This is a genomic window from Micromonospora sp. DT31 (assembly GCF_049841795.1).
GTDB lineage: Bacteria > Actinomycetota > Actinomycetes > Mycobacteriales > Micromonosporaceae > Micromonospora.
In genome coordinates this window covers 30,208-46,894 of sequence record NZ_JBNCKZ010000010.1, presented here as the reverse complement: position 1 = coordinate 46,894, position 16,687 = coordinate 30,208, and the positions used below count along the sequence as shown (strand labels likewise).

General features: G+C 73.2%; 18 protein-coding genes. 1 reads left to right on the top strand and 17 read right to left on the bottom strand.

Translation table 11 applies throughout. The features are described from left to right. Nucleotides 1-50 precede the first annotated feature (50 nt). From lepB (ACLQ2X_RS18135) to proS, 9 genes are all read right to left on the bottom strand, one after another. Nucleotides 51-683, bottom strand: coding sequence for a signal peptidase I (gene lepB, locus ACLQ2X_RS18135; RefSeq protein WP_425682216.1), 633 nt, complete (start codon nucleotides 681-683; stop codon nucleotides 51-53). Further along, nucleotides 680-1,561: a signal peptidase I gene (gene lepB, locus ACLQ2X_RS18130; protein ID WP_425682215.1), complete on the bottom strand. Its 882-nt coding sequence runs from the start codon at nucleotides 1,559-1,561 to the stop codon at nucleotides 680-682. Before lepB (ACLQ2X_RS18130) ends, lepB (ACLQ2X_RS18135) begins: the two co-directional genes overlap by 4 nt. A gap of 168 nt (nucleotides 1,562-1,729) precedes the next feature. After that, complete coding sequence (gene rplS / locus ACLQ2X_RS18125) at nucleotides 1,730-2,089, bottom strand: 50S ribosomal protein L19 (protein WP_013284591.1); 360 nt, start codon at nucleotides 2,087-2,089, stop codon at nucleotides 1,730-1,732. 143 nt (nucleotides 2,090-2,232) lie between these two features. Continuing rightward, nucleotides 2,233-3,021 (bottom strand): tRNA (guanosine(37)-N1)-methyltransferase TrmD, encoded by a 789-nt coding sequence (trmD, locus tag ACLQ2X_RS18120; protein ID WP_425682214.1) that lies wholly within the window; start codon nucleotides 3,019-3,021, stop codon nucleotides 2,233-2,235. A 12-nt stretch (nucleotides 3,022-3,033) separates the two neighbouring features. Beyond that, nucleotides 3,034-3,573, bottom strand: coding sequence for a ribosome maturation factor RimM (rimM, locus tag ACLQ2X_RS18115; protein ID WP_425682213.1), 540 nt, complete (start codon nucleotides 3,571-3,573; stop codon nucleotides 3,034-3,036). Next, on the bottom strand, nucleotides 3,573-3,833 hold the full coding sequence (locus ACLQ2X_RS18110) for an RNA-binding protein (protein ID WP_425682212.1): 261 nt from the start codon (nucleotides 3,831-3,833) through the stop codon (nucleotides 3,573-3,575). Before ACLQ2X_RS18110 ends, rimM begins: the two co-directional genes overlap by 1 nt. Then, nucleotides 3,808-4,299 (bottom strand): 30S ribosomal protein S16, encoded by a 492-nt coding sequence (rpsP, locus tag ACLQ2X_RS18105; RefSeq protein WP_425682211.1) that lies wholly within the window; start codon nucleotides 4,297-4,299, stop codon nucleotides 3,808-3,810. Before rpsP ends, ACLQ2X_RS18110 begins: the two co-directional genes overlap by 26 nt. 240 nt (nucleotides 4,300-4,539) lie before the next feature. Further along, the gene (locus tag ACLQ2X_RS18100; RefSeq protein WP_425682210.1) at nucleotides 4,540-5,187 is read right to left on the bottom strand and encodes a DUF402 domain-containing protein; all 648 of its coding nucleotides are present in this window, start codon (nucleotides 5,185-5,187) and stop codon (nucleotides 4,540-4,542) included. Between the two features lies 1 nt (nucleotide 5,188). Further along, a complete protein-coding gene (proS, locus tag ACLQ2X_RS18095; protein WP_425682209.1) occupies nucleotides 5,189-6,595 on the bottom strand; it encodes a proline--tRNA ligase in 1,407 nt (468 codons plus the stop codon). A 69-nt stretch (nucleotides 6,596-6,664) separates the two neighbouring features. Here proS and ACLQ2X_RS18090 point away from each other — a divergent pair, with 69 nt between their 5' ends. Then, the gene (locus ACLQ2X_RS18090) at nucleotides 6,665-7,195 is read left to right on the top strand and encodes a hypothetical protein (RefSeq protein WP_425682208.1); all 531 of its coding nucleotides are present in this window, start codon (nucleotides 6,665-6,667) and stop codon (nucleotides 7,193-7,195) included. A 69-nt stretch (nucleotides 7,196-7,264) separates the two neighbouring features. Here ACLQ2X_RS18090 and ACLQ2X_RS18085 read toward each other — a convergent pair whose 3' ends face one another. The 8 genes from ACLQ2X_RS18085 to ACLQ2X_RS18050 all read right to left on the bottom strand — a co-directional run bounded on the left by ACLQ2X_RS18085 (nucleotide 7,265) and on the right by ACLQ2X_RS18050 (nucleotide 16,687). Beyond that, entirely contained in the window at nucleotides 7,265-8,344 is a 1,080-nt protein-coding gene (locus ACLQ2X_RS18085; protein WP_425682207.1) for an amidohydrolase family protein, read from the bottom strand. Nucleotides 8,345-8,362: 18 nt separating this feature from the next. Further along, nucleotides 8,363-8,941 (bottom strand): Uma2 family endonuclease, encoded by a 579-nt coding sequence (locus ACLQ2X_RS18080; RefSeq protein WP_425682206.1) that lies wholly within the window; start codon nucleotides 8,939-8,941, stop codon nucleotides 8,363-8,365. 67 nt (nucleotides 8,942-9,008) lie between these two features. Beyond that, nucleotides 9,009-10,565: a signal recognition particle protein gene (gene ffh / locus ACLQ2X_RS18075; protein ID WP_425682205.1), complete on the bottom strand. Its 1,557-nt coding sequence runs from the start codon at nucleotides 10,563-10,565 to the stop codon at nucleotides 9,009-9,011. Between the two features lie 109 nt (nucleotides 10,566-10,674). Beyond that, entirely contained in the window at nucleotides 10,675-11,331 is a 657-nt protein-coding gene (locus tag ACLQ2X_RS18070) for a response regulator transcription factor (RefSeq protein WP_425682204.1), read from the bottom strand. Beyond that, the gene (locus ACLQ2X_RS18065) at nucleotides 11,328-12,473 is read right to left on the bottom strand and encodes a sensor histidine kinase (RefSeq protein WP_425682203.1); all 1,146 of its coding nucleotides are present in this window, start codon (nucleotides 12,471-12,473) and stop codon (nucleotides 11,328-11,330) included. The genes ACLQ2X_RS18070 and ACLQ2X_RS18065 overlap by 4 nt, the downstream gene beginning before the upstream one ends. A 20-nt stretch (nucleotides 12,474-12,493) precedes the next feature. Further along, entirely contained in the window at nucleotides 12,494-13,315 is an 822-nt protein-coding gene (locus ACLQ2X_RS18060) for an ABC transporter permease (protein WP_425682202.1), read from the bottom strand. Next, nucleotides 13,305-14,207, bottom strand: coding sequence for an ABC transporter ATP-binding protein (locus ACLQ2X_RS18055; protein WP_425682201.1), 903 nt, complete (start codon nucleotides 14,205-14,207; stop codon nucleotides 13,305-13,307). The genes ACLQ2X_RS18060 and ACLQ2X_RS18055 overlap by 11 nt, the downstream gene beginning before the upstream one ends. Nucleotides 14,208-14,347: 140 nt before the next feature. Continuing rightward, on the bottom strand, nucleotides 14,348-16,687 hold the full coding sequence (locus ACLQ2X_RS18050) for a [protein-PII] uridylyltransferase (RefSeq protein WP_425682200.1): 2,340 nt from the start codon (nucleotides 16,685-16,687) through the stop codon (nucleotides 14,348-14,350).

The following is a 16,687-nucleotide window of genomic DNA, read 5'->3' as shown; positions in this document are numbered from 1 at the left end:
AACGGCCACGGCGTCCGGCCGGTGGCGCGTCGCGTGCGGCGGCCGGCAGGTCAGGGATTGGGGATTCCCTCGAACTGCTTCGGCACGCTGAGCCAGGTGGCGCGGCCGACCGGCCAGAAGATGGTGAAGGCGCGACCCACGACCTCGCCCTCCGGGATCGTGGCCGAGTTGATGTCCTCGCCGGACTGCTGCCAGTGCTCCAGCGAGTCGCCGGACGCCTCCCGGTGATCACCCATCACCCACAGGCGACCCTTCGGTACCTTGACGTCGAAGTCCTGGTCGGCGGGCTTGTTGCCGGGGAAGATGAACGGCTCGTCGACGGGCTTGCCGTTGATGATCAGCCGGTCCTGCCCGCCGGTGCGATCACAGCACACCACGTGGTCGCCGCCGACGCCGATCACCCGCTTGATGAAGTCCTCGCCGTCGGGGTTGCCGCTCCACTCGGTGGGCGCCTTGAAGACGATCACCTCGCCCCGGTGCGGCGAGCGGAAGTCGTAGACCAGCTTGTTGACCAACACCCGATCGTCGATCTTGAGGGTGTTCTCCATGGACGGCGACGGGATGAAGAAGGTCTGCAGCACGAAGGCGCGAACCAGCACCGCGACCAGGATCGCCACGCCCAGAAGGATGGGCAGCTCCTTCCAGAAGGAGCTGCGCGGCTTTTCGGTCTGCTCGTCGATCACGGGAGGAGCCTACGTCCCCGGGTACGGCCGGGTCGCCCCGAACCCGCGAGAACGGTGAGCGTCGCCACCACCGGAAGAATCAGGACGGCTCCCTCCAGGGGATCGGGATCGACGGGCGCCGGGGCGGCCGGCGCGGCGTCCGCGTGGGGCAGGCCGCCGAACGTCTCCGGTACGGGCAACGAGGTCCACCGCTGCGACGGCCAGACGATCATGAAGGCGCGGCCGACCACGTTGTCTATCGGCACCGGCCCCTGACAGCGGGCGTCCTGCGAGACCAGCCGATGGTCACCCATCACGAAGATCTGCCCCGGTGGCACCACCACCTCGGTGAACTGCCGCGACCGGCACTCCTTCGGGTTGGGTGGCAGCTCCAGCGGGGAATCCTCCAGGACGTACTCCCGCTCGTCGAGCGCCACCCCGTTGACCACCACCCGGCCCTCGTCGCAGCACCAGACCTTGTCGCCGGGCAGGCCGATCACGCGCTTGATGAAGTCCTTCTCGCCGGGGCGGCTCACGCCCACCAGATCACCGAGGGTGCGGCCGACCCGCCCGGCGAGGTCGGTCGGCGGGGCCGGCGCCTCCTGGGCGACCCAGCGGTCGGTGCCCCGGAACACCACGATCTCGCCGCGGACCGGTTCACGGACGTCGTAGACGACCTTGTTGACGAGCACCCGGTCACCGATGAGCAGCGTGTCCTCCATCGACCCGGAGGGGATGAAGAACGCCTGGAGCAGGAACGTGCGGATCAGCACCGCCAGGCAGAACGCCACGACGAGCAGCAGCGGCAACTCCTGCCACAGCGGCATCTGCCGTCGGCGCCGGCGGGCCCGTCGGCGCCAGGGATCGACGGTGCCGCCCTCGTCAAGCATCTGCGCCATGCCACTCTCCGGTCCGCAGAAACGACACTACCGCCCGGGAGTCTTCGGAAAGACCCCACGGGCGGCAGTGGACCGCTTCGCACCGTCCGGCTACGCCCGTACCGACCAGCGTAATGCGATCCGGTCGATACGACATCCGCGCAGGCCGGGCGGCGTGGCGAGCAGAAATCAGTTCGCCGGCTGCTTCTCCCGCAGCTCCTTGATCTTGGCCTTCTTGCCGCGCAGCTCACGCAGGTAGTAGAGCTTGGCCCGGCGGACGTCACCGCGGGTCACGACCTCGATCCGGTCGATGCCCGGGCCGTTGAGCGGGTAGGTCCGCTCCACGCCGACACCGAAGCTGACCTTGCGGACCGAGAAGGTCTCGCGGAGACCGTCACCCTGGCGGCGGATGACGACGCCCTGGAAGATCTGGACCCGGGACCGGTTGCCCTCGACGACCCGCGCGTGCACCTTGACGGTGTCACCGGCACGGAAGTCGGGCAGGTCGGTACGCTTCGACTGGGCGTCAAGGGCGTCCAGGATGTTCATCGCTGCGTCCTCGTGATGCTCACGGCGCATCGTCAGTCGATGCGCGGATGGGTGATTCTGACCCCCGGGTGGCCACCGGCGACGCCGGCCCCGGTCGAGGGCCCTCGCATCCGCCCACGGCGTGGACGGATGCGGCAACCCCTCTACTTTGCCACATGCCCCGGCGGCGGGGAAAACCCACCCCGGTCCAGGGCCGCCCGGTCCCGCTTGTCCAACGCCTCCGGCGCCAGCGCGTCGAGCATGTCCGGGCGGCGGCCCGCCGTCCGCAGCAGCGCCTCGTCGCGTCGCCAGCGGGCGATCCGGGCGTGGTCGCCGGACCGCAGCACCTCCGGCACGTCCAGGCCGCGCCAGCTCGCCGGCTTGGTGTAGAGGGGGGCCTCCAGCAGCCCGTGCGCGTGCGACTCCTCGTCCAGCGAGCCGGCGTTGCCGAGCACGCCCGGCAGCAGCCGGGTCACCGCCTCCAGGATCACCAGCACCGCGACCTCGCCGCCGAACAGCACGTAGTCGCCGAGGGAGACCTCGGTCACCCGCATCCGGGTCGCCGCGTGGTCCAGCACCCGCTGGTCGATGCCCTCGTACCGGCCGCAGGCGAAGAGCAGGTGCGACTCGGCGGCCAGCTCGTGCGCCATTGCCTGGGTGAACGGGACGCCGGCCGGGGACGGCACGAGCAGCCGGGGCAGGGTGTGCCCGTCCGGGCTCAGCTCGTCCGGAGCCAGCGCGTCCAACGCCTCACCCCACGGCTCCGGCCGCATGACCATGCCGGGACCGCCGCCGTAGGGGGTGTCGTCGACCGTGCGGTGCACGTCGTGGGTCCAGGCGCGCAGATCGTGCACGGCCAGCCGCAGCGTGCCGTTCGCGCGGGCCCTGCCGGTCAGCGACAGATCCAGCGGGGCGAAGTACTCGGGAAAGATCGACACGACGTCGACGCGCATGGGTGGCTCCAGCTACAGGTCGAGCAGGCCGTCGGGCGGGTCGACGACGACGCGACCCCCGGCCACGTCCACCTCGGGCACGATCGCCTTGACGAACGGGATGAGCGCGGTACGCCCCTCCGGGCGCCGCAGCACCAGCAGGTCGGACGCGGGCGCGTGGTCGATCCGGGCCACCTCGCCCAGGTGCTCACCGGCCCGGTTCACCACGGTGAGCCCGACCAACTGGTGGTCGTGGAACTCCTCCGGGTCCTCCGGCGCGGCGACGTCGGAGCTGTCCACGCCGAGGAGGGTGTTGCGCAGCGCCTCGGCGACGTCCCGGCCCCGCACGCCCTCGAAGACCACCAGCAGCCGTTCCTGGTGCCAGCGGGCCGACTCGACTGTCAACGTCGGGGGCACCCGCCAGGCGCCGGGCTCGGCCGGGACGACCCCCGGTTCGGTGACCAGCACCGAACCGGGGGCGAACCGTGCTTCGGGCTCGTCGGTGCGCACCTCCACGGTGACCTCACCGCGGATGCCGTGCGGCTTGCCGATCCGGCCGACGACGAGAAGCATCAGTACGAGTCGACGATGTCGACGCGTACTCCGCGCCCGCCGACGGAGCCGATCACCTGGCGCAGCGCCTTGGCGGTCCGACCGGACCGCCCGATCACCGTACCGAGGTCCTCCGGGTGCACGCGGACCTCGAGCCGCTTGCCCCGACGGGAGTCCACCAACCGCACCCGGACGTCGTCCGGGTGGTCGACGATCCCCTTGACCAGGTGCTCCAGGGCCGGACGCAGCGCCATGTCAGGCCTGCTCGCCGGAGGCGGCACCGGTCTGCTCCTCGGCCTTGGGTGCCTCGGCCTTGGGTGCCTCGGCCTTGGGTGCCTCGGCCTCCGGCTTCGCAGCCTCGGACTTCGTGGCCTTCTTGACCGGCTTGGCCGGGGTCTCCGCGACACCGGCGGCAGCCTTCGCCTCGGCCTCGTAGGCCGCCTTACGGTCGGCCCGCTCGGAGGCGACCTTCAGCGGCGGCGGCGCGGGCAGGCCCTTGAACTTCTGCCAGTCACCGGTCAGCTCCAGCAGGCGCTGCACGGCCTCGCTCGGCTGAGCGCCGACCGACAGCCAGTACTGGACCCGCTCCGACTTGACCTCGATCACCGAAGGATCCTCCTTCGGCTGGTACACACCGACGAACTCGATCGCGCGACCGTCACGCTTGGTGCGCGAGTCGGCGATGACGATGCGGTACTGCGGGTTGCGGATCTTGCCCATCCGCAGGAGCCGGATCTTTACGGCCACAGTTGTTTCGCTCCTGTTGCGATCTCACCGGCCCGTACGGGCGGTGTGCGGGTGAGCGCCGACCGGCACAGTGGGGTTTGGGCCGGAGACTGCTCGGTGAACTGGCGACGCGCCCGGGTTAGAGGGCGCCTGACGCGTGCCGGATACCAGCGACCCATTCTGCCAGATCCGGCGGGGAACTCTCACACCGGACCCGGACACCACGCCCGTCGGCAGGCGGGACGTGACCGACGACACCGTTCAGCGCACCGGCGGCCGGTCCCAGCCGGGCGGCAGTTCGTCCGGTACGTCCCACTCGGCGGGTGGGGTGAAGTCGCACCAGGTGCCGTCGAACGGGAACGCGCCCGACTCGGCCAGCCGGATCACCCGCTCCCCCTCGGCGCGTACCGCCTTCTCGTCGGTCACCCAGTAGTGGCCCGGAAACGCCAGCCGCTCGACGAACTCGCCCTCGTCCTTCCACTCCCAGGTCAGGTCCGGCCGGACCACCACGTCGAGGTCCTGGTCCACCATGTCGACCCCGGCCACCGGCCCGTCGTCCCAGCGGACACCGGGCTCCTCCAGGTTGACGTACCAGTTCTGGAAGCGCCCCCGCTCGTCGGCGAACCACCACACCGAGTGGGCCGCGTCGACGGGCAGGAACTTCAGCACCGGCGGGCCGTTCCACCGGCCACGCGCCAACCGGTACGACGAGGTGATCCACTCGGCGAACGGGACCGCGCGCATGCCCAGCCCGGCCGCCGTCACCTCGTGCGCCACCGGCGTGCCCCGGGCCACCCAGAGCAGCAGGCCCCGCTCGTCGTCGCTGACCACCCGGGCCGGGCGGACCCAGCCGATCCGGCCGTGCCGCACGTTCCGGTGCATGATCAACCGGCCCGGGGTGAACCGCACGTCAGTATGCGCGGGCGAGGATGGCCACGAGGTCGGGCTCGGACTCCGAATCCGGCACCGAGCCGTCCGCGCGCAGCAGGCAGCGCACCGTCACGCCCTGGCCGTTCGCCTCGGCCTCACCCTCGACGCCGACCGCCGACCACGGCACCCGCGCCCAGCCGGTGGCGGACGCCTCGATCGCCTCGGCCAGCGTCGACACCTCCACGGTGCGCGAGCGGCGGAACTCCAACGCCTGGTCGTGCAGCGTCCGCTGGTCGGCCTCCAAGGCGGCCAGGACCGCGCCGACCACGTCGGCCACCGGCGTGGGGGCCTTCGAGCCGTCGGTACGCCGCACCACCACCGCGTTGCCGGCGGCCAGGTCGCGCGGGCCGACCTCGACGCGTACCGGGTAGCCGCGCAGTTCGGCGTCGACGGCGCGGCGGCCGAACGCGGTGTCGGTCCGGTCGTCGAGCGCGACCCGGACCCCGGCGTCGCGCAGCGCGTCGACGAGCTTGCGGGCCGCCTCGGGCACGCCCTCGCCGTCCTTGACGACCATCACGTACGCCTGGACCGGGGCCAGCTTCGGCGGCACCCGCAGCCCGTTGTCGTCGCCGTGGCACATGATCAGACCGCCGAGCATCCGGGTCGAGGTGCCCCAGGACGTGGTCCACGCGTGCTCCCGGCCGCCCTCGGCCGAGGAATAGCTGATGTCGAACGCCTTGGCGAAGTTCTGCCCCAGCTCGTGGCTGGTGCCGAGCTGGAGGGCCTTGCCGTCACCCATCATGCCTTCGCAGGTGTAGGTGGCGGTCGCGCCGGCGAAGCGCTCGCGGGCGGTCTTGAGGCCGACCACCACCGGGATGCCGAGCACGGTGACCATCAGGTCCTCGTACGCCTCGTGCAGGATCCGCCGGGCGTAGGCCCGCGCGTCGGAACGGGTGGCGTGCGCGGTGTGCCCCTCCTGCCAGAGGAACTCGCTGGTACGCAGGAAGATCCGGGGACGCAGCTCCCAGCGCACGACGTTTGCCCACTGGTTGAGCAGCAGCGGCAGGTCCCGGTAGGAGTCGATCCACTTGGCCATGAACTCGCCGATGACCGTCTCGCTCGTGGGGCGGACCACCACCGGCTCGGAGAGCTGCTTGCCACCACCGTGGGTGACCACGGCCAGTTCCGGCGAGAAGCCCTCGACGTGCTCGGCCTCGCGCTTGAGGTAGCTCTCCGGGATGAACAGCGGGAAGTACGCGTTCTCCGCGCCGGCCGCCTTGATCCGGGCGTCCATCTCGGCCTGCATCCGCTCCCAGATGGCGTAGCCGGCCGGTCGGATCACCATGGTCCCCCGGACCGGGCCGTTGTCGGCCAGCTTCGCCTTGGCGATCAGGTCCTGGTACCAGCGGGGGAAGTCCTCCGCGCGGGGAGTGAGCACGCGTGCCATGACCGCACATCCTATGCGTCCCGCGACGGGGGGACGCGAGCGGGCGCGCCCGCACTACCATCTGCCGTCATGCTCTCCCCCGCCCCGGACCCGGCCTCGGCACTGGCCCCGCTCGCCGTCCGCTGGGTGGCCTGGGTGGCCGCCCACCGCCAGCCGGTCAACCCGCTCAAGGACCACACCGGCCGGCACGGCGGGCGTCACCAGCCCGACGACGTGTGGTTCCTCGCCGGCACGCTGGGCGGCGGGGTCAGCCGGCGTTGCGTGGTGCCGGCGGGCCGGCCCCTGTTCTTCCCGGCGTTCTGCTGGTGGGAGGTGGGCCGCCGGGACGGCCCGGCGGAGCCGGTGTCGCACGCCGGCGGGCACGCCGAGCTGGACGGGATCGCGGTGCCGGTCCGCCCGGCCGGCTCCCCGGCCTCGTTCCCGGTCCGGGGGTTCTTCAACAACGTCGTCACCGCGTGGCCGTGGTCGGTGCAGGTCTCCTGCTGGGGCCTGTGGGGGTTGGTGCCGCCGCCCCCGCCGGGGCCGCACCGCCTGTCGTTCGCCGGCCACGACGGAGGGCGGTTCCGGGTCGAGGCGGAGTACGAACTCGAGGTGCGCTGAGCAGCACCCGCGGACGTCGGCCGCCGGGCGCCGTCGAGGGGACGGCGGCCGACGCGCCGACCGGGTGACTCAGCGGACCACCCGACCGCGCAGGACGATCCGGCTCGGTGCCCGGACCACGCGCAGGTCACGCCGCGGATCCTCGGGGTAGACCACCAGGTCGGCGAGGCCGCCCTCGACGAGTCCGGGGAAGCCGAGCCACTCTCGGGCCCGCCAGGAGGCGGCGCCGAGCACGTCCGGCGCGGCCATCCCGGCCTGCTCGTGCAGCAGCAGCATCTCCTCGGCCGCGAGGCCGTGGTCGATGCCGCCGCCCGCGTCGGTGCCGACGTAGATCGGCACGCCCGCCTCGTGCGCGGCGCGTACCACCTCGGGGAAGCGGTCGCGCAGGGCGAGCATGTGTTCGGCGTACCCGGGGAACTTGGCGCGGGCCTGTTCCGCGATGTGGCCGAAGGTCCGGATATTGATCATGGTGGGCACCAGCGCGGTGCCCTGCCGGGCCATCAGGTCGATCAGGTCGAGGCTCAGGCCGGTCCCGTGCTCCACCGAGTCCACCCCGGCCCGCACCATGATCTCCACCGCGGACTCGGAGAACGTGTGCACCGCGGCGCGCGCCCCGGCGGCGTGCGCGGCGGCGACCGCCGCCGTCATGGTGTCGGCGTCCCAGGCCGGCGCCAGGTCGCCCACGCCCCGGTCGATCCAGTCACCGACCAGCTTGACCCAGCCGTTGCCGGCCGCCGCCTGCGCGGCCACCGTCGCGGCCACCTCGGCCGCGCCGACCTCCACGCCGATGTCCCGCAGGTAGCGCTTGGGCGGCGCGACGTGCCGGCCGGCGCGGGCCAGTCGCGGCAGGTCCGGCTCGTCCTCCAACTCGGGGTACGGGTACGGCGATCCGGCGTCGCGGATGGCCAGCACGCCCGCGTCCCGGTCGGTCCGGGCCAGCTCCCGGGCCTGGTCGAGCGACGTGATCGGGGCGCCACCGCGGGCGATGCCGATGTGACAGTGTGCGTCGGTCAGGCCGGGCAGCACGAAACCGCCGTCGGCCACCGTCTCGGCACCCGGCACCGGTTCGAAGGTGACCCGGTCGCCGACCAACCAGACGTCCCGGACCTCGTCGTCGGGGAGGAACACACCGCGCACGTGCAGAGCCATGTGCACAGTCCTACCCGATCAGCCGTCCTCACCGGCGAGCAGGTCGTTGCGGCGCGCGGTCAGCGCCGGCAGATCGACCGAGACCTTCCAGGGCAGCTCGGTGACGAACAGGTCCTCGGTCTGGCTGACCTGCTGGTACTCGCGCTTGACGCCGAGCACGTACTCGGTCAGCGTGATCTTTTCCTTGACCGGGTCGAGCACCCAGTACGAGCGGACGCCGGCGTGCGCGTAGACGCGGGCCTTGTCGTACATGTCGCGGAAGGTGGACGTCGGCGAGATGACCTCGACGGCGAGCACCGCGTCCTCGACCGGCAGTGGGCTGCGGTTGGCGTTACCCCGCACGACCGCGACGACGTCCGGCCGGGGCTCGTTACGATGGTCGACCCGCATCGACAGGTCGATCCCGACCTGGTATTCCTTCGGGCAGCTGGCCTCCAGCGCGAGCAGGAGACGGACGCACATGTCCTGGTGCAGCAGCGTGGGCGACGGCACGATCAACCGTCCGTTGATCAGTTCGTACGGAAGGTCCCTGGGCAGTTCGCCCAGGTCGTCGACCGTCCACTCGTGCCGCTCCGGCAGGATCGGGGCCGCGGTCATTGACATCTCCTTCCCGGGGGCGACATCACCCTAGGAGATGACGACGTCGCCCACCGTCACCGACACGCTAGCGCGGGCCCTTGTCGCCGCCCTTGCCGAGCTTGTTGAAGTCGATCTTCGGGAGCTTGAAACCCGGGGGCAGGCCCTGGCCGCCGGCCAGGTCACCCGGGTCCAGGCCCGGCGGGAGCTGCGGCATGCCGCCCGGGAAGCCGCCCGGCGCGCCGGCCCCGGTGCGCGGCCGGTTGCCGCCCTTGGTGCCCTTGCGCTTGTTCTTCGGCGACTTGGTCGCCTTGCGCCGGCCGCCACCGCCGGGCAGGCCCATCATGCCGCCCATCTGCTTCATCATCTTCTGCGCGTCGGCGAAGCGGTTGAGCAGCTGGTTGACGTCCATCACGGTGACCCCGGAACCGCCGGCGATGCGGGCGCGACGCGAACCGTTAATGATCTTCGGGTTGGTGCGCTCGGCCGGGGTCATCGATCGGATGATCGCGGTGACCCGGTCGAAGTGCGTGTCGTCCAACTCGGCGATCTGGTCCTTCATCTGCCCCATGCCCGGCATCATGGCCAGCACGTTGGCGATCGGACCCATCCGCCGGACCGCGATGAGCTGATCGAGGAAGTCCTCCAGGGTGAAGGTCTCCCCGCCCATCAGCTTGGCGGTCATCTTCTCCTTCTGATCGGTGTCGAAGGCCGCCTCGGCCTGCTCGATCAGAGTGAGGACGTCGCCCATGCCGAGGATCCGGCTGGCCATCCGGTCGGGGTGGAAGACGTCGAAGTCCTCCAGCTTCTCGCCGGTGGAGGCGAACAGGATCGGCTGGCCGGTGACCTCACGCACGGAGAGCGCCGCGCCACCGCGGGCATCGCCGTCGAGCTTGGACAGGACCACACCGGTGATGCCGACGCCGTCGCGGAACGCCTCGGCGGTGCGGACCGCGTCCTGGCCGACCATGGCGTCGATGACGAAGATGACCTCGTCGGGCTGGACCGCGTCCCGGATGTTCGCGGCCTGCTGCATCATCTCGGTGTCGATACCGAGCCGGCCGGCCGTGTCGACGATGACGATGTCCCGGGCGGCGCGGCGGGCATGCTCGATCGAGTCGCGGGCCACCTGCACCGGGTCGCCGACGCCGTTGCCGGGCGCGGGAGCGTACACCTCGACCCCGGCGCGACCGCCGAGCACCTGCAACTGCCCGACGGCATTGGGGCGCTGGAGGTCGGCGGCGACAAGCAGCGGCTGGTGCCCCTGGCCCTTGAGCCAGCGGGCCAGCTTGCCGGCGAGCGTCGTCTTGCCGGAGCCCTGGAGGCCGGCCAGCATGATCACCGTCGGCGGGTTCTTGGCGAACTGGAGCCGTCGCCCCTCGCCGCCGAGGACGTTGATCAGTTCCTCGTTGACGATCTTGATGATCTGCTGGGCCGGGTTGAGCGCCTGGGAGACCTCGGACCCCCGCGCCCGCTCCTTCACGTTCGCGATGAAGCCCTTGACCACCGGCAGGGCGACGTCGGCCTCCAGCAACGCCATCCGGATCTCACGCGCGGTGGCGTCGATGTCGGCGTCGGTGAGCCGGCCCTTGCCGCGGAGCTTGGTGAAGATCCCGGACAGGCGGTCACTCAAGGTGTCAAACACGCGAACATCCCGTTTGTCGTGGTCGGCGGGCACGGCGGCCGGGCCGGCTGTCCAGCCCACCGTTAGGGTAGCCCGCCGCCCGCACCCCCGCTCCGACCCCGCCGCAGGCTCAGGACACGACCAGACCCGACTGGTACGCGAAGACCACCAACTGGGCCCGGTCCCGGGCGCCCAGCTTCACCATGGCCCGGCTGACGTGGGTACGCGCGGTAGCCGGACTGACCACCAACCGCTCGGCGATCTCCGCGTTGCTCAGCCCTTCACCGACCAGCCCCACCACCTCACGTTCCCGGTCGGTCAGCGCGGCGAGCCGGGGATGCGGGCGCGGCACCCGGGCCGGCCGGGTGGCGAACTCCCGGACCACCCGACGGGTCACCGACGGGGACAGCAGCGCCTCCCCCTCGGCGACCAGGCGGATCGCCCGCAGCAGCTCGACCGGGCGGGTGTCCTTGGTGAGGAAGCCGCTGGCGCCGTGGCGAAGCGCGTCGAAGACGTACTCGTCCAGCTCGAACGTCGTCAGCACCACCACCCGGGTCCCGGCCAGCGCCGGATCGCCCACGATCCGGCGCGTCGCCTCGATGCCGTCCACACCGGGCATCCGCACGTCCATCAGCACCACGTCCGGGCGTTCCCGACGGGCCGCCGCCACCGCGGCGAGCCCGTCCGCGGCCTCCCCGACGACTGTCAGGTCGTCCTCGCTCTCCACCAGCGCGCGCAGCCCGATCCGGACCAGGTCCTGGTCGTCGGCGAGCAGCACCCGGATCATGCGACCTCCCGCGTGGGCAGCGTGGCGTGCACCCGGAAGCCACCGGACGCGGCCGGCCCGGCATCGAACGTACCGCCCAGCGCGATGACCCGTTCGCGCATGCCGCCCAGGCCGGAACCAGTGGACCGGTCCGCCGCGGCGGAGCACCCCCGCCCGGTGTCGGTGACCTCCACGGTGACCTCGCCTGTGGCATACCCGACGCGGACCGCGGCGGTGGCCGGGCCGGCGTGGCGCAGCACGTTTGTCAGCGCCTCCTGCGCCACCCGGTAGGCGGCCAGGTCCACCGCCACCGGCAGCGGACGCGGCTTTCCGACGGTCTCGACGGTGACCGGCACCCCGGCGCCGGCCAGCCGCTCCCGCAGCTCCGGCAACTGAGCCAGCCCTGGCACCGGCGCGCGCTGCCCGTCGGTTCCCGCCTCGTCACCGGCCCCGGCCCGCCGGACCACGGTGAGCGTGACCCGCAACTCGTCCAGCGCCTCCTTGCTGGTCCGGCTGATCGCGGTCAGCGCCGCCTCGGCCTGCTCGGGCCGACGGGCCAGCAGGTGCAGCGCGACCTCGGCCTGAAGGTGGATCGCGGCGAGCCCGTGGCCCACCACGTCGTGCACCTCCCGGGCCACCCGCAGCCGCTCCGCGTCGGCCAGCCGGCGTGCCTCGTCGACCCGGCCGCGCGCGGCGGCCTCCCGGCTCAGCCGCACGGTCACCCCGACCGCGAACGGCACCACCACCCAGGCGGCGACCGGCATGAGACCGACCGGGCCGGGCGGACGCACGCCGACGAAGACGTACGTCACCAGCGCCGCCAGCACGGCCGCGCCGGTCACCGCCGCGGCACGGACCGGCCGGTGCGCGGCCACCGTGTAGACCGCGACGAGGAACGACAGCAGGATCGGACCGTACGGCTGGCCGAGCAGCAGGTACATGGTGGTCGCGGCGGCGACCACCGCCAGGGTGGGCAACGGCCAGCGCCGGCGCGCCGCCACCGCGAGTGCCGCGACCACGACCGGCGGGTAGGCTGCGGAACCGGTGTACACGCCCTGGTTCAGGCCGGCCGGCCCGGTGCCGACCAGCCCGATCACCAGCAGCCCCAGGGCGAGCAGCCCGTCGAGGAGCCACCAGCGCCGGTCGCCGCGCCCGCGATCCACGTCCGCTCCCCCGCCCTGGCTCAGTCGATGTCCCGCCTGCGCAGCAGCGCCGCGCCGACCACCGCGAAACCCACCAGGTACACGGCCACCACCACCGCCGCCTGCCCGCCACCGACGGTGGCCTCGACGCCGGGGGTGTCCCCCGGTGCGCCCAACGCCGCAGCCAACGCCCCGGCGTTCGGGCCCGGCAGCCCTTGCTGGACGGTCGCCACCCAGTCGACGAGCGGGGCGGCGATCGCGGCGAGCAGGTTCTGCACCGCGAGCATCCACACCAGACCCAACCCGACCGGCAGCGCGACCGCCCGCAACGCGACCGCGAGCACCGCACCGAGCATCGCCCACATCGTCGCGACGAGCCACCCCGCGCCGACGCCGATCAGCAGGTCACCGACGGAGGGCCAGCGCACCGGCTGCGCCTCGGCGGTCGCGATCATCACCGCGGCAACCGCACCGACCGCGAACACGGCGAGCACCACGGCCAGCGCGGCGAGCGCGAGGGTGAGCAACTTGCCGGCGTACACCTCCAGGCGCGTCGGCCCCTGGGTGAGCACGGTCTTCCAGGTGCCCCAGCCGTACTCGCCGCCCACCGTGAGCACGCCGAGGATCAGCAGGATCGCGCCGAGGAAGATCGGCAGGCCGCCGAGGGAGTTGCCGACCAGGTGGTCGGGGAACATCGCGGGCAGCGCCCGGTCGGTGTTCGGGCCGTCGGCGCCGCCGGCCGCCCCGGCGTACGGGAAGACGTAGGTGAAGACCAGCGACAGCGTGAGCGTGATGGCCAGCAGCAGCCAGGCGGCCGGCCGCCGGACCAGCTTGACCAGTTCGGCGCGGAAACTACGCGACATCGGCCGTCCCTTTCTCCACCAGGTCGAAGAAGACCTGCTCCAGGTCACGTTCCCGGGGCCGCAGCTCACGTACGGCGAACCCGGCCCCGACCATCTCCGCGTTCAGCCAGGCCGCCCGCGCCGGCTCGACCGCCAGGTCCAGCCCGCCGTCGACGACACGTACCCGGTCCGCGCCGACGAGCTCCCGGGCCCGCGCCGCCGCCTGCTCCGGCGGGTCGGCGAGCAGCCGCAACCCGGTCGCGCCGCGCAGCTCGTCGACGCGGCCCTCGGCCACCAGCGCACCGCGGGCGATCACGCCGACCCGGTCGCAGACCTGCTCGACCTCGCCGAGCAGGTGACTGGAGACCAGCACGGTCGATCCGGCCGCGCCGAGCCGCCGGACCAGGGTCCGCATGTCCGCCATGCCGGCCGGGTCGAGGCCGTTCGTCGGCTCGTCCAGGATCAGCAGGCGCGGGTCCTTCAGCAGCGCGGCGGCCACCCCGAGCCGCTGCTTCATGCCCAACGAGTAGGCGGCGTACCGGTCGCCCGCCCGGTCGGTGAGGTCGACCAGGTCGAGCACCGCCGCGACGCGGTCCGCGCCGACACCGGCGTAGCCGGCCAGCACGCGCAGGTTGTCCCGGCCGGACAGGTACGGGTAGAAGGCCGGCCCCTCGATCAGCGCGCCGACGCCGGTGAGCCGCCCGGCGCCGGGGGCGCGACCGAGCAGCCGCACCGTGCCGGCGCTGGGACGGACCAGGCCGAGCAGCATGCGCAGCGTGGTGGTCTTGCCGGCCCCGTTGGGGCCGAGGAAGCCGTACACCTCGCCGGCCCGCACGGTCAGGTCGAGATTCCGGACGGCGGTCAGTTCGCCGTACCGTTTGGTGAGCCCTTCGGTCTGCACTGGCAGGTTCATGCCCCCGAGCGTCCCGCCGACGGCGGCGCGGCGCGTCGTGCCGTCGGCGGCTCCCGGCGTACGTCAGCGGGCGTAGCTCGTGGACGGGGTGTTAACAAGGGGCCCCTGCTCTACCGGAGGCGTTAAGAGGGGCCCCTTCCTTACACCGCAGCGAGCACGGCGGCCTCGACGCGGGCGCGCTGCTCGTCGGAGGGCCAGCCGCCGGTCAGGTAGAAGGCGTCCACCACGTCGCCGCCGAGCGTGGAGATGCGCGCGGCGCGCACCTGGGCGCCGGCCTCGTCGAGCGCGCAGGTGACCCGGTAGAGCAGCCCGGCCGCGTCGGCCGCGCGCAGCTCCAACAGGACCGCGTCGGTGGCCGCCTCCCGGTGCCAGACGACGCGGGGCGCGGCGCTGCGGCTGCGCGCGGCCAGCGCCCGGCCGCGCAGCCGCTGGGTGACGGAAACGTCGCCGGTGACCGCGCGACGCAGGTCGGCGGTGAGCGCGATCGGGTCCGCCGCCAGCCCGTAACGCGGCTGCACCCGGCACTGCACCAGGGCGCGGCCGTCGACGGTGGCGGCGTCGGCGGAGATGACGTCCAGACGGTGCAGGGCCAGGCACCCGGCCACCGTGGCGAGCAGCCCTCGACGGTCCGCCGCGGCCACCGACACCCGGTCCTCCCCCACGTGTACGACCGGCAGCGAACCCGCGACAAGCGCCGGGTCGGGGGCCGGCGGGGCGGGCACCTCGCCGGTGTCCAGCGTGGTGCGCACCCGGGACACCAGTTCGGCGACCAGCCGACCCTTCCAGCCGGACCAGGCGGCCGGGCCGGTGGCGGCGGCGTCGGCGCGTACCAGCGCGTGCAGCAGCTCCAGAGTGCCGGTGTCGCCGATCCGCTCGGCGACCCCGGCGATGGTCTTCGGATCGGACAGGTCCCGCCGGGTGGCCACGTCGGGCAGCAGCAGGTGCAGCCGCACCAGCGTGCCGATCAGCGCCGCCTCGGCCGGCGGCAGCCCGACCCTGGCGGCCACCGACTCGGCGAGCGGCGCCCCGACCGTGGAGTGGTCGCCGGGCAGCCCCTTGCCGATGTCGTGCAGGAACGCGCCGAGCAGCAGCAGGTCGGGGCGTTCCACGTCGCGGGTGTGCCGGCTCGCCTCGTACGCGGTCTGCACGAGGTGCCGGTCGAGGGTGAACCGGTGCACCGGGTTGTGCTGGGGCAGGCTGCGCAGCCGGGTCCACTCGGGCAGCCAGCGGTCGATCAGGCCGTACCGGTCGCAGGTCTCCCAGGCGGGCACCAGGCCGGGGCCGGCGCCGAGCAGGGTGATCAGGGCGGCGCGGGCGGCTGGCGGCCACGGCGCGGGCAGCGGCGGGCAGTACGCGGCGAGCCATTCGCAGGTGGCCCGCGCGATGGGCAACCCGGTGGTGGCCGCCGCGGCGGCCACCCGCAGGGACAGGCTCGGGTCGGGACGGGCCCCGATGGCGGTGCGGGCGAGCACCAGCTCGCCGTCCTGCTCCACCACGTCCCGGGCGACCGGGCGACGCGGCGGACGACCGGGGGCGCCCCGGTGCCGCCCGGAGCGCAGCCGGTCGGCGGCCCGCCAGGCGTCGTCGAGGGCGTGCCGGACGGTACGGGCGTCACCGGCCACCAGGCGCAGCAACGTGTCGCCCTCGGCGGCCTCCGGCCGCGGCTCGACGTCGGCGGCCTCCGGCCGCGGCGTGGCATCGGCGGCGCCGGGCGGGGACGGGCGCAGCCCGAGCAGGGCCGCCACGCCGTCGCGTTCCTGGGCGACCAGCCGGTCGACCCGCCGGCCGACCTGCTGGTGCAGGGCGTCGCGGGTGTCCAGCAGCCGGCGGTGCGCGGCGTGCACGGCCGGGCGCAGCGCGTCGGTGACCCCGGCGGTGGCGATGGCGCGCAGGATGCCGACGTCCCGCAGCCCGCCGGCGGCCTCCTTGAGGTCTCCTTCGAGCAGGAACGCCAGCTCGCCGTGCGCCTCCCAGCGGGCGGCGGTGATCTCCCGCAGGCCGGGCAGGTGCCGGATCGCGGTGCGCCGCCAGTGGTCGGTGGCGGTACGGGCGAGCTGGTCGGTCAGGGCCGGGTCACCGGCCACGTGCCGGGCGTCGAGCAGGCCGAGGGCGACCTTGACGTCGTCCTGGGCCACCGACAGCGCCTCGGCGACCGTGCGTACCGAGTGGTCCAGCCGCAGCCCGGCGTCCCAGATCGGATACCAGAGGGAGGCGGCAAGCGCGTCGATGCCGGGCACCCCGGCGTGCAGCAGCAACAGGTCGAGGTCGCCGTAGGGGGCGCACTGGCGGCGGCCCAGCCCGCCCACCGCGACCAGGGCGACCCCGGGACGGTCCGGGAAGAGGCGGCACAGCCACGCGTCAAGCGCGTCGGCCCGCGCGGCCCGGGCCGCCGCGCCGATCCCCCCGGGTACGCCGACGACCTCGTTGACCACGGGCACGCCGTCCCCCAGAGGGCCGGTGGCCGTGGTCAACGAGGTCAT

Coding starts and splice junctions, on each gene's coding strand:
- lepB (WP_425682215.1), bottom strand. CDS start 1,561: ATGGCGCAGATGCTTGACGAGGGCGGCACCGTCGATCCCTGGCGCCGA.
- rplS (WP_013284591.1), bottom strand. CDS start 2,089: ATGAACATCCTGGACGCCCTTGACGCCCAGTCGAAGCGTACCGACCTG.
- trmD (WP_425682214.1), bottom strand. CDS start 3,021: ATGCGCGTCGACGTCGTGTCGATCTTTCCCGAGTACTTCGCCCCGCTG.
- rimM (WP_425682213.1), bottom strand. CDS start 3,573: ATGCTTCTCGTCGTCGGCCGGATCGGCAAGCCGCACGGCATCCGCGGT.
- proS (WP_425682209.1), bottom strand. CDS start 6,595: ATGGCACGCGTGCTCACTCCCCGCGCGGAGGACTTCCCCCGCTGGTAC.
- ACLQ2X_RS18090 (WP_425682208.1), top strand. CDS start 6,665: ATGCTCTCCCCCGCCCCGGACCCGGCCTCGGCACTGGCCCCGCTCGCC.
- ACLQ2X_RS18085 (WP_425682207.1), bottom strand. CDS start 8,344: ATGGCTCTGCACGTGCGCGGTGTGTTCCTCCCCGACGACGAGGTCCGG.
- ACLQ2X_RS18080 (WP_425682206.1), bottom strand. CDS start 8,941: ATGACCGCGGCCCCGATCCTGCCGGAGCGGCACGAGTGGACGGTCGAC.
- ACLQ2X_RS18070 (WP_425682204.1), bottom strand. CDS start 11,331: ATGATCCGGGTGCTGCTCGCCGACGACCAGGACCTGGTCCGGATCGGG.
- ACLQ2X_RS18060 (WP_425682202.1), bottom strand. CDS start 13,315: ATGTCGCGTAGTTTCCGCGCCGAACTGGTCAAGCTGGTCCGGCGGCCG.
- ACLQ2X_RS18055 (WP_425682201.1), bottom strand. CDS start 14,207: ATGAACCTGCCAGTGCAGACCGAAGGGCTCACCAAACGGTACGGCGAA.
- ACLQ2X_RS18050 (WP_425682200.1), bottom strand. CDS start 16,687: ATGACCTCGTTGACCACGGCCACCGGCCCTCTGGGGGACGGCGTGCCC.